The 12,017-nt window shown below is 48.0% G+C and carries 12 protein-coding genes; 6 read left to right on the top strand and 6 right to left on the bottom strand.

All coding sequences use genetic code 11. The features are described from left to right. Positions 1–249 (bottom strand): hypothetical protein, encoded by a 249-nt coding sequence (locus tag IL_RS00445; RefSeq protein ID WP_011233350.1) that lies wholly within the window; start codon positions 247–249, stop codon positions 1–3. A gap of 114 nt (positions 250–363) precedes the next feature. On the opposite strand from IL_RS00445, the gene IL_RS00440 reads away from it, so the two are divergent. Continuing rightward, positions 364–603 carry a hypothetical protein gene (locus IL_RS00440; RefSeq protein ID WP_011233349.1) on the top strand — a complete coding sequence of 80 codons (240 nt, stop codon included), beginning with the start codon at positions 364–366 and terminating at the stop codon, positions 601–603. Between the two features lie 15 nt (positions 604–618). On the opposite strand, the gene IL_RS00435 is transcribed toward IL_RS00440, so the two are convergent. After that, positions 619–909: a hypothetical protein gene (locus IL_RS00435; protein ID WP_011233348.1), complete on the bottom strand. Its 291-nt coding sequence runs from the start codon at positions 907–909 to the stop codon at positions 619–621. A 408-nt stretch (positions 910–1,317) separates the two neighbouring features. Here IL_RS00435 and IL_RS00430 point away from each other — a divergent pair, with 408 nt between their 5' ends. Further along, positions 1,318–2,127, top strand: coding sequence for a UDP-2,3-diacylglucosamine diphosphatase (locus IL_RS00430; protein ID WP_011233347.1), 810 nt, complete (start codon positions 1,318–1,320; stop codon positions 2,125–2,127). Between the two features lie 3 nt (positions 2,128–2,130). On the opposite strand, the gene IL_RS00425 is transcribed toward IL_RS00430, so the two are convergent. Together IL_RS00425 and IL_RS00420 are read right to left on the bottom strand one after the other, a co-directional pair. Beyond that, positions 2,131–2,925: an SDR family NAD(P)-dependent oxidoreductase gene (locus IL_RS00425; RefSeq protein WP_011233346.1), complete on the bottom strand. Its 795-nt coding sequence runs from the start codon at positions 2,923–2,925 to the stop codon at positions 2,131–2,133. Between the two features lie 92 nt (positions 2,926–3,017). Next, entirely contained in the window at positions 3,018–4,403 is a 1,386-nt protein-coding gene (locus tag IL_RS00420) for a family 43 glycosylhydrolase (RefSeq protein ID WP_011233345.1), read from the bottom strand. A gap of 178 nt (positions 4,404–4,581) precedes the next feature. On the opposite strand from IL_RS00420, the gene IL_RS00415 reads away from it, so the two are divergent. Together IL_RS00415 and IL_RS00410 are read left to right on the top strand one after the other, a co-directional pair. After that, positions 4,582–5,037 carry a MarR family winged helix-turn-helix transcriptional regulator gene (locus IL_RS00415; protein WP_011233344.1) on the top strand — a complete coding sequence of 152 codons (456 nt, stop codon included), beginning with the start codon at positions 4,582–4,584 and terminating at the stop codon, positions 5,035–5,037. Positions 5,038–5,160: 123 nt separating this feature from the next. Next, positions 5,161–5,580: an organic hydroperoxide resistance protein gene (locus tag IL_RS00410; protein ID WP_011233343.1), complete on the top strand. Its 420-nt coding sequence runs from the start codon at positions 5,161–5,163 to the stop codon at positions 5,578–5,580. 64 nt (positions 5,581–5,644) lie between these two features. On the opposite strand, the gene IL_RS00405 is transcribed toward IL_RS00410, so the two are convergent. Beyond that, positions 5,645–7,642, bottom strand: a complete 1,998-nt coding sequence (locus IL_RS00405; protein WP_011233342.1) for a PhoX family protein — start codon at positions 7,640–7,642, stop codon at positions 5,645–5,647. Between the two features lie 126 nt (positions 7,643–7,768). Continuing rightward, positions 7,769–8,617 (bottom strand): TraB/GumN family protein, encoded by an 849-nt coding sequence (locus IL_RS00400; protein WP_011233341.1) that lies wholly within the window; start codon positions 8,615–8,617, stop codon positions 7,769–7,771. A gap of 232 nt (positions 8,618–8,849) precedes the next feature. On the opposite strand from IL_RS00400, the gene IL_RS00395 reads away from it, so the two are divergent. Next, the gene (locus tag IL_RS00395) at positions 8,850–10,778 is read left to right on the top strand and encodes a hypothetical protein (RefSeq protein ID WP_016341246.1); all 1,929 of its coding nucleotides are present in this window, start codon (positions 8,850–8,852) and stop codon (positions 10,776–10,778) included. Between the two features lie 140 nt (positions 10,779–10,918). After that, the gene (locus tag IL_RS00390; RefSeq protein ID WP_011233339.1) at positions 10,919–12,007 is read left to right on the top strand and encodes an NADH:flavin oxidoreductase/NADH oxidase; all 1,089 of its coding nucleotides are present in this window, start codon (positions 10,919–10,921) and stop codon (positions 12,005–12,007) included. Positions 12,008–12,017: the final 10 nt, after the last annotated feature.

Below are 12,017 nucleotides of genomic sequence, written 5' to 3'. Positions count from 1 at the left end.
CTACTTCGGCGTACCAAACAGAATCTTGTCGGCTTGACCAGCTAACGCAATGATCATGGTCACAACCCAAACGCCCAGTATCCACCAAAAAGTTGACCAGGACATCCATGCCAGGTCTAAAAACAGCAAGTCGAAAATCCAGACAATAAATGCCGCGAATAAAATTGAAGGCAGAAATACAACGAAAAGAACGCAAAGGGCTAGAGGTATCGTGCCCAGAGTTTTCATCCAGTTTAACAAAGAGGACATAATGGCTTCAGATTAGTGAGAATGGACTGAAAATTACATTGAGTTGCGGGAGATATCAACTCACCCCGTGATTTCCCGGAAAAATCGACTACTATTTGTTCTTAGGAGGCCTTTATGACTCAAGAAGAAATCAATTCTCAGGAATGGCATGACGAAAGCAACTGGTCACGGCCTTTGTGGCTCGGCATATACTTTAGCAAGAAAGATACGCGCAGCTGGGTGCCGAAATTTTATCCAATGCTTGGCTGGACAATTAATTTAGGAAAGCGGGCTGGAGCTGCATGGTTTATCGCTATTATTGCCGGGGCACTTGCCGCAGCATTTTTTGCAGGGTGGCTAACAGCCAGCAAGTAGCCACCCCTAAACCCTTTATTTTTTAAATTGCTGACTGGCCGATTTCAGCGCCGTTGATAAAGACTCTGTTGCCGACTCAAGTCCCTTACTAACGTCAGACCATGCGTCTTTGCTGGATTTCTTAACTTCTTCCAGCTTAGTTTCTGCATCATTTCTTAACGCTTCAAGTTCACTAATTTTTTCTTCATACTTAATTTCAGACTCCGCTTCCGACTGCTTTGCTTTCGCTTTTAAGCGGTCAATCTCAGCTTTCATTTCTTCTATTTTTGCTTCGTGCTTTTTCTCAAATGCGTCTTTGTTATCCATTTAAACCTCCAAGTTTTTACCGTTACTCAGTAACTTAATTAAAATAAGCATGGTCAAAAGTCGTCGGGGAATCAAGCGCCCCTTGGTTCTCATGTATGATTACTGTAAAGATGCTTGTCCGGTTTATGGTTTTCGGGTTTCATATTCGCATTACCCAATAGACAGGGACGTCATGGCAAAAAGTAGAACAAGCACGCTAGATCGGAGTATCAGGCTCTATGAGCGTTTTAAAGATTATGCCTGGTTAATGCCTGAGCCGGTGCACAATGCTTCCTGACTTTATGCCATTCATAATAAAGCTGATCTTGTCGCAAATAGTCTGCCGATGTCACAAAAGCTTAAATGAACTGTCAACGGCGGTTCATTTAAGCAGAGGAGTATGGACGAAACCCACAGTGGGAGATCGTTATGCCTCAGGCTCGCTTGAACGCCCGAACTTTGTTTATTTCCGACGTACACCTTGGCTCTAAAGATTGCAAAGCCGAATTTCTGCTTCACCTGCTCAAACGCGTTGATATTGAGCGGTTGTATCTGGTTGGCGACATTGTCGACTTTTGGGCAATGAAACGGCAGATATTTTGGCCGGATCAGCATCATAAGGTACTTCAGCAAATACTGGCAATGGCACGTAACGGTGTCGAGGTTATCTACATTCCCGGCAACCATGACGAAGTTATGCGTAAATATCGCCATCCAGATGTGGCCAGTATTCGCATTCAACGTCAGGCTATTCATACTACCGCTGACAACAAACGTTTGCTGGTAATGCACGGCGACGCGTTTGATGCCGAAACCTGCCATAGCCGCTGGCTGTCGTTTGTTGGCGACCATCTTTATGACTTCTTACTGTGGCTTAACCGAACAACAAACCGCATTCGCAACCTGTTTGGCCACAATTACTGGTCATTGTCGGCCTACGTGAAAAGCCAAATTGGTAAAGCCGAAGAAGTCATTGGCCGCTATCGGGCGGCCTCATTCCGCGAAACTAAAAAGCGTGGTTTAGACGGTATTGTATGCGGACACATTCATCACCCAGAATTGGTTGAGTCTGACGGCTTACTGTACGCCAATACCGGTGACTGGGTGGAAAATTGCACGGCTCTGTTTGAAAACCATGACGGCGAGCTGTCGCTGATGAAATACACATTCTCGGATGCTCAGCCAGCTCGCTTAAGTCGCTTTCGTCGGCGCCGTCGCGCCTATAACAACGCGGCCTAAAGGCTAAGTTAAGGTATCGACAATACCGCCTTCGACTCGCAGCGCTGCGCCGGTAGTGGCGCTGGCCTGCGGCGATGCCACGTAAACACTCATATTAGCAACCTCTTCAGGCGTTGCTAAGCGCTGAATAATGGACGAAGGCCGGTTCTCCTGAACAAAGCGGGACTCTATTGTTTCCTGTGAAACGCCCTCTTCCTCAGCCATGTCTTTAAGCATATTAAGCACGCCTTCTGAGCGTGTGGGTCCGGGCAGTATGGCGTTAACTGTCACTTGAGTGCCGCTAAGTACTTTCGCCAACCCCCGGGAAATGGACAACAGCGCTGATTTTGTCATGCCGTAATGCACCATTTCACTAGGAATATTAATGCCCGATTCACTGGATATAAACTGAATACGCCCCCAGTCACGCTCCTTCATGCCTTTCGCATAATGGCGCGAGAGTCTCACCGCACTCATCACGTTCACATCGAAAAATTGCTGCCAGGTATCATCATCCACCTCAAAGAAGTCCTCAGGTCCGAAAATACCGACATTATTAACCAAAATATCAGTGTCTGGTTGCTGTTCAGTCAGAGTTTTACAACCTTCCGCGGTTCCAAGATCGGCTGCGACACCTTCAATGCCAGCATCAGGAGCCGCTTTTTTAATCTTGGCGATGGCTTCATCAACCCGCTGTTGAGTACGCCCGGTGATCACAACATTAGCACCAGCCTTGGCGAGCCCTTCGGCAATTGCAAAGCCAATACCGGCTGTAGAGCCAGTAATAATGGCGTGTTTTCCGTTCAGATCAATGTGCATAAGCTGCTCCTTTTTTCTGAATACCCGTGCTACATAGAAAAACGATGAACGCACGGCTTGTTAAGGAAAACATGGGACTCTTTTTATTATATTCAAGGTGCAGAAGGCCGGAAAGTCGCCGCCTCTTTCTCTTCATTAGACGAAGGTTTACTCAGCTTCAGACTGCCTTCATGTAATACCAGATAGACCTCTGGCTTATCTGCCAAATGATAAGAAGACCACTCACTATTGGACAGGCCTTCAACTTGCTTAAAGGTCGCGTTGGCGATAAAACTGTCTGAGCCATCATGCTTGCTTACGGTTAACTTACCGTTTTCCGAAACAAGGTAGAAACCAGGTGATGCTTCAGGCTGAAACGAAACCGTATTCTTCTCACCGCGTAACGACTGCAGATGCCACAGCTGGCTATAGTTTTCTTTCTCACCTGCAGCAACAGCGGCACCGTCACCCTGATAAGTCAGAAACTCTTTATTTGAAAAGGCCTGCAACTGTTTCGCATTGTAGTGAATACCCGACGCCGTTGGGGTAATTTTCTGGATGCTGCCGTCCTCATTGTACTCAAGATGTTCTATCGAAACCGAACGACGATAATTCCCACCCGTTGGCAGCGCGGCGGTGTGATAAACCAAATACCACTGCTCTTCGAACTCAAGAACAGCCTGATGGCTAGTTCCGCTATCAGGTAACACATCCATTATCAGCCCCTGATATTCCCACGGCCCTTCAGGCGAGTCACTTACCGCATACGCCAGCTCTTCAGGATAATTCATCGCAAATGTCAGGTAATATTTATCCTGGTATTTATGCAGCCACGGCGCCTCAGTGAAGGTACCTGGCATGTTATTGATATCAACTTTATGAATTTCGCTGTCCAGTTCGGTCATATTGTCTTTCAGACGTGCGTAGTAGAGGTGCGTGTTCCCCCAATACAAATACGCTTGTCCGTCATCATCAATAAATACAGTTGGGTCGATATTGTCCCACGGCTCATCCTTCATAAATTCAGGCGATTCTGTCATATCAGCGGTTATCAATGGCCCGCCTATTGCGTCTTTCCAACCATTAACCGGGTCATCCGACACCGCCACTCCTATCGCAAAACCTTGTTTTTCCGGAGCGGGGTCGTCGTTTAGTACGGTTACATACCAGTAAAACTTACCGTCTCGTTCAGTCGCCTGGGCAGCCCAGGCGGTATCGCCTTTTGCCCACTCAAATTCCGTGCGGGGAAAAGCGCCTTCCAGCGTCCAGTCCTTTAAGTTTTCTGACGAATAGATAGACCACTCGCGAAGGACAAAAAAGTCGCCGTCTTCTTTAGCTTCGTCATGGCCTACATACAGATAGACCACACCGTCATGCACTAAGGTTGCCGGGTCGGCGGTAAAGCGTTCTTTAATAATAGGATTTCCGGCCACAGCAGAGCCAATAGCTGAAGCCGCCAGCACAAAGCCCCCGAGCATAGTCATTAATTTATTCGGCATATAACATGATTCCTGGTTTAAGGTATCCGGGAAATAGTTTTAGAGACTACCCCGAACCTAATTCGCACAAAGTTAATTTGTATTACTATAAGACATTAACTTATTTAACTATAAACCCTAAACTTTGTTTGTAAGCTGACTTTGCGTATCATTGAGACAAACGACACAGGAGCAACGCATGGCAGACAATAACAGTAATAAAGCGCTCAGGCTGGATAACCAGCTTTGCTTTGCGTTGTACTCAACCTCACTAGCAATGAATAAGCTCTACAAGCCGCTGCTCTCGAAGCTTGATTTGACCTATCCGCAATACCTTATTTTATTGCTTTTATGGGAGCGCGATGGCGTGACCATTACGGAAATAAGCCGCAAGTTGTTTCAGGAAAAAGGCGCGTTAAGTCCGGTTATTAAGCGGCTGGAGCAGCGCGGGCTAATAACCCGAAAGCGCAATATCGACGATGAGCGACAACTGCATTTATACCTCACCGAACAAGGTCGGCAACTGGAACAGTCTGCCTGCGATGTTCCGGAGCAGGTTTTCTGCGCCACTCAACTGGAGCCTGATGAGGCCCTTGCCTTAAAACACACCCTTGAATCACTGCGGGCGCAGTTACAAGACAAGCCCGACCACTAGCCAAGTCCGATGTATCGAAAATATCGATAACTTCGTTCGGAAAATACTGTTATCGCGATAACTGTTATTGCACTAACATTATGCGTATTAGTTCCCAACACACCAAATAGTGAGGTAATCGTTATGGATATTCTGTACAAAGCTGTAGCAACATCAACCGGCGGACGCGATGGTCAGTCAGAGTCTGACGACGGCAAACTGAAAGTAAAACTGACAACACCTAAAGAACTCGGTGGCGCAGGCGGTGATGGTACAAACCCTGAGCAATTATTTGCGGCGGGTTATTCAGCCTGTTTTATCGGCGCACTGAAGTTCGCTGCGGGTCAGGAAAAAGTTAAACTGCCCAAAGACACTGAAGTTAAAGCCGAAATAGGTATTGGTCAGATTGAAGGCGGGTTTGGTATTGATGCCACGCTGAACATTCATTTACCGGGCATGAGCCAGGACGAAGCGGAATCTCTTGCTGAAAAAGCACACCAGGTTTGTCCGTACTCAAACGCGACTCGTAATAACATCGACGTACGCCTGAACGTTACGGTGTAGCTGCGACTAACACCCGTGGTATTCAGAGTTTCAGCCGATCAGATTAACTGATCGGCTGGCTATTTCAGGCTCCAACGACTCCGCCGTCTTCACGAGTAATAATAACCGTTGCTGAACGCGGACGCGCACCGTTACCGGCAGGCCAGCTACTGCTAAACTTACCAGGCGCCAGTCGGTCACCAGGGTGCTGAACATTCACGAACATGGTTTTCCCGTCGGGCGTTGTAACCACCCCGGTAATTTCGCAATCCACAGGCCCCACCAAAAAGCGCTTCAACTCGCCAGACTCAGGGTTCGCAGCGTACATACCGTTATTACCAAAACTGCCCTCACTTAACAGCTCACCACTCATGTCCGTTTGGATCCAGAGCGTGCCTCTATGATCAAACCACAAGCCATCCGGGCAGGCGAACTGGTTGTTAGACGTTAGAGTCAGGTCTTTCCCTTCGGCATTTGGAGTGCGGGTACCCGCTTCTCCGCCCATTAAGAAAATATCCCAGTGAAAGGATTCAGCGCTTTGCTGGTTGTCTTCGCTCCAGCGCACAATATGACCGTAAGCGTTCTCTGCACGCGGGTTCACAGCATTAGTCTGCACTTCAGTACGCCGGGTGTTATTGGTTAAACTGAAGTAGACTTCTTTGGTCGTTGGGTGAACAGCGCCCCATTCCGGACGGTCCATTTTCGTCGCCCCCATAACATCGGCCGCAAGCCGGGTATTTAACAGCACATCGGCCTGAGAATGGAACCCGACGCCCGCTTCGCTGGCCTTTGCCTGGAACTCTGAGTTTTCAATATCTAACGGCAGCCAGCGACCCGTTCCGTCATCATTAAATTGCGCAACGTACAGCGTACCTTCATTCAACAGCTCGCCTGAGGCAGTCGCTTTATAATAAGGCTTCGCCGAAACAAACTTATAAATATACTCAAAGCGCGAATCATCGCCGGAATAAGCCACCAGCGGCTCTCCTTCCACTGCCGGAGCAAACACAATACCTTCATGAGCAAAGCGACCCAGCATGCTTCGTTTAACCGGTGTACTTTTAGCATTGAAAGGGTCTATTTCAACAATCCAGCCAAAGTGGTTCGGTTCATTCCGGTAATCATCCGCGGCCGTAGAACCGGTAGAAGAGGCATTAAAGCGCAGGGTTTCGTCAAGACCCGGCGTTGCTGTTTCCCAGTAATAACGACTGTTCTCGCGGTTCACACCGTACCGTTCATGCTCACGAGGATGAGTATCGTCATCGTTCATGAAACAGCCCGCCCAGTTTTCTTCGCAGGTTAAATAAGTGCCCCAGGGCGTATGGCCATGCGAACAGTTATTAATGGTTCCGCGAGTCTTGGTGCCGTCAGGGCTAAAGCGGGTTACCAGCTTGTCATGACCGGCAACAGGCCCGCTCATTTGCATTGGGGTACTTGCGGTAATTCGACGGTTGTATGGGCTGCCCTCAACAAGCTGCCATTCGCCATCGGGTTTACGAATAATATGAGCTACCGATACACCATGTGCCATCATCTCTTTCAGCACTTCCTGCTGCGGGCGTGGTGCATTAGGAGAAAAACTGGCGTGCAGAATTTGCGGATCGACGTATTCATGGTTCATCACCAGCAGCCCTTCTTTCGAGGAAGCGCCACCTTCTTTCACGTCTATGGGAAAGAAATGCATACCGTCGTGATGCGAGCCAACCTGCCGCGCCTGATCTAATGCCGAATTGCTTGCGTCAGTTTTAAACTCACCGGCACCAGGCACAAGTGGCGTACCCCAGGGCAGAAAAGGCTGAGCACGATACCCAACGGGTACATCAACAACATCGGTTCGGTTGCCGGCAATGGCCTGAAAACCAAGCCCCGCAGATGAACGGGCAGTGCCTTTAGAGGACGTACAACCCGCCATTAAAGGCGATAACATAAAGGAGCTGACAGCAACGCCAAGACCACCTTTAAGGAAAGAGCGGCGGCTTAACTGACGATTCACCACATCGTAAAAGTCATCACCTTTTGACTTATTACAAATTGGATCAACGCCTGAAATATCAATCTTCAGCTTTTTCTCTTTCATGGTCATGCCGTCTTCCCCGTTCTGAAACCTCTGGCTTAACAAGCTCAGCGTTATATTTTCGAACAGGCAATAGTACTGACTTTAAATGACAGTTTGATTACGTCGTTAACCAGCTGTAATGGCGACTATCTCCTACATTTTTTGAATATCGGCGCCCTGCTTTTCAAATTGCTCAAGCACGCCTTGCTGACCACCAAGGTGCCCCGCCCCAACGGCCACGAATACAGTATCAGCTTCATTTACCTTAGCGAGTTTTGTTATCCATTCATTGTTGCGTTTCGTGATCAGCTCGTCTAACGCCTTAGGAGGTAGGTTCTGGTTTAAGTAGTGGGTGAGTTTATCAAGATCGCCCTCTAGCCAGGTCTTCTGGATATCGGCAAAAACTTCTTCAATTTTTTCTACTTCCGCAAGCGTCTGCTCCAGCAATTCACCCTCACCAGATTCGCTTTGAGCCGCCCGTAATGCATCTATTTGTCGCTCGACGGTTTCTAGCCCTTTAACTGGTATGTCCGAGTTTCTTGCCAATTCAAATAGCTTTCCTTCAGAGCCACCTTCGGCGGTGTAACCGGATTGCGCAATGGCTTGCGAAACAATGACAATTTGTGCGAACCAGGCATTGAGCTGTTCCAGCGCACTGGCGTTCATACCATACTTTTCAACCTGCGTAGTGAGCTGCTGCCAGGTTTCACTATCGACCGTGTCAGATAACTTACCCTCGGAGCGCCGGGCATGCTGCATAAACAACGCTTGAGCACTTTGAATTTTCTCCGGATGTACCTCAAACCACACGGTTTCACTGTTTTTCAATGCATTTTCTGCCGTTTCAGACAGCTTAATTAAGTCTTTTTTGGCGGCGTGCAGCGTGCCGTATACCCAAATAGTCTGGTCTTCTTTTGTCACCTTGTAGAGAATTTCGGCCTGCGCGGAGGCACTCAATAAGCACAACACTAAGCCGGCAATTAAGGTTTTCAGCTTCAACATGGTTATTTCCGGTCTATTTTTGTAGCAGTAGTCTCATATTTGCCAGTATACGACAACTCTATAGCGCTCATCAGCCGGCTAGCGAGTAAAACCCGCCGCTAGCCTGTGTTTTTACAAAGCCTTAACTTAAAATTGTGCGCTTTAACAGGTACTCTTAGCGGTCATGCTTTAAACGAACAGAATTTTTAGCGCTAGCTGGTACAGCTATCAGTAAAACAGATTAGGTACTGTCATGAATAAAAAAGGAATTTTGTTGCTTATTGGCGCACTTTCAGCGGGCGCTATTACGCTGGGTTGCAACAGTAACGACAGTTATTCAGCAAGAGAGGTACTGAGTGTGGAGCAAAAAGAAGCGGCTTTAGCTGAATTACAGCAAAAGAGAAAAGAGCGTAAGAAAAAAATCCAAACCATTGAAGATAAAGCTTTGTTTGAAGCTCTGGAGGGCGAGGAGTTTATAGCCCACCGGAACATTTACAGAACGATAAAATTCGATGAAAAACCTGCGCAGTACTTTTATGTTGAGCCTTTCAAGGCTTCTTACATAGGCCCCTTAGGTCGCCCCTACACCGCCGACCGATTTAAACGACTAAAAGACTACGAAAGCCCACAAAAGCTTCTGGATATTTACCGTAACAACTTTGTGGCTTCCACCGCTTCACGCGAGGGTCAGTGGTTTCAGGTTCGTGAACCTTTTGCTTTTCCCTTTAAAAGTCAGCTGCAGTTTACCCAGGTAGTGATGGATAACGGCGACGTCAAAGCCCTACCTGACCTATTAGACTGGGTTGCCCAAACCGATGAAATTCGTTACGACCCAGAACGCTTTTATTTCAAAGAGCCGCGTACCGAAGACGACCTACAACCCGTTAAACTGCTCGGCGACGTTGAAACTGAGTTACCCAAAGATGTGCTTCAGTTCGAGTTTAAAGCAAGCGATGTGGGCAAAACTCAAGAGCAGCGCGGATATTCTGTCACTCTGGTTAAGGCCGGTGATTTTAACTACGACATAAAAATTGAAGTACCGGATGACCAGGCAATGCCGCTGCGAGACGAAGACATTATTGGTGAAGCCCTCTCGCCAACCGAGCGGGAACTTCAACTGCGAATGGATACGACACTGCAGTCTGATTATCACGAACGAATGAGTGAATGGCTTGACGAAATCATAGAACGAGCCATGCGGGGTGAAGTTGATGCAGAAACCGTACGCACCGAAGGCAATAACTTACATGACAAACTTTCCGTAGGCGAAGGCCGCGTTCTGCATAAAGCCTTTGCCTTTATGGGGCCTGTAGCTACCGCACGAGTGACTTTGCTGCCCCGCAAGAAAACCCGCGATAAAGTAACTCACAAAATTGAAATTCCAATTCACTTCCTTGGCCAACAAGACAATAGTGATGAGATTGATTTAAGCACTTTGCCTGATATCGACCTGGCAGGCCCGGTTTATGATGAAAGGCCAAAACGACGAGTCGATTTAACCGAAGAAGAAATGAAACAGCTTATTGATATTCGCTATGAAAAAAGTCGGCACCTTCCGGAATATCAACACACAGAACGGATCTATCTGAAATACCCGCCGGTACAAAGCCAGCTTTTTATCAGCAGTTCAGACCGCTACCACTTCAACTTAGAGCCAAAATTTAAGCGAGTGATACTGACCGAAATGGTGAAATTTTTCGATGACGCAGACGAAACCATTGAGTTAACACGCGACAAAGATGAGGTATTCAGTTTCACCACATATGGCTTTGCGTATACCCCTGAGTATATGCCGGAGTCGCCAGCTCGTATCGAAGTCCGCATTCCGCTATTAACGGCACCGGATATTGTCAAAAAAAGCTACAGCGCCGACAATTTACCCGACGGTATGCGCTTAGACGACAACCGACTTGTTGTTGACTACAGCGTGTTTACTCCCGAAGAAACCCTTGACGGCACGCGGTTAAACACAAAGCTTCGCAACCGAATTTTCGCGAAGAACGCAGAGCAAAAATACCTGCAGCCCTTTGACAACGTTATTCTACTTGAGCGCGAAGACGGCGAACCGGTGCATGTGTTCTATTATTACGGGCAGCCTGAAAGTATTGAGCTCTGGTATCGCGGCGAAACGAAAGTCGTCGACTTCAAACTGGATGTCGAGACGCGGGAGCAGAAAGGTTAGTCAGGGCGGCGTTCGTTTGATTCATTTTTTCGATGGTTGAGATAGATTATTTCTAATTATCTCAAACCAGTGCCCGAGCTAGTATAGGTGCTTCAAAATTGCTTTTACAGCAAGCGCAGTAATTAACAGGAGTACTTAAGGTGTCCGCACTATTTCAACCGTTCGAGTTAAAAGACGTCCGTTTGCGTAACCGCATTGCCGTTCCCCCAATGTGCCAATATATGGCTGAAGACGGTGTCGTTAACGACTGGCATTTAAGCCATTACACCAGCCTGGCGCGTGGCGGTGCTGGCTTAGTCATTGTCGAAGCCACCGCAGTTTCCCCTGAAGGGCGCATTACCCCTAACTGCACAGGCCTCTGGAACGACGAACAGGCACAAGCTTTTGCGCCTGTTGTGGAGAATATAAAAAAAGCAGGCGCCGTTGCCGGCATTCAAATTGGCCACGCCGGCCGCAAAGCCAGCGCAAACCGCCCTTGGGACGGTGACGACCACATAGCTGAAAATGATACTAGAGGCTGGCAGCCAATATCGCCTTCTCCTATCGCTTTTGGTGCAAACCTGCCTCGCGAACCTGAAGAAATGTCGCTGGATGACATAAAACGCGTGCAAATCGACTTTGTCGCCGCTGCCGAACGAGCTCGTGACTTAGGATTTGAATGGCTTGAACTGCACTTTGCTCACGGCTACTTAGGCCAGAGCTTCTTTTCAGCTCATGCTAACCAGCGTACTGACGAATATGGTGGTTCGTTTGAGAACCGTGCCCGGTTCCTGGTAGAGACAGTTCGTGCGGTAAAACAAGTATGGCCAGATAACTTCCCGCTAACCGCGCGCTTCGGCGTGATTGAATTTGATGGCAATGACGAACAGCAAATGCAGGAATCCGTTAAGCTGACTCAGTTGCTAAAAGCAGAGGGACTGGACTTTTTAAATGTCAGTATCAGTTTCTCAACACCAAACGCCAACATTCCCTGGGGCCCAGGCTTTATGGCACCTATTGCGGAGCGCATTCGTAAAGAAGTAGATATTCCAGTGGCTTCCGCCTGGGGCATTGATTTACCTCAACTGGCAGAACACACCATTGCACAAGGGCAACTGGATTTGGTCATGGTTGGTCGTGCTCATCTGGAGAATCCTCACTGGCCTTACGACGCCGCCAAAGTACTGCGTGTCGAGAAGCCTTCCTGGGTATTACCTGCACCTTATGCACACTGGCTTGAACGCTACTAGGCAATAAGTT

Origin of the sequence: Idiomarina loihiensis L2TR, assembly GCF_000008465.1 — a bacterium.
GTDB classification, from domain to species: domain Bacteria; phylum Pseudomonadota; class Gammaproteobacteria; order Enterobacterales; family Alteromonadaceae; genus Idiomarina; species Idiomarina loihiensis.
Note: the sequence above shows the minus strand (reverse complement) of the source record. Positions and strands in the feature narration are given on the sequence as shown.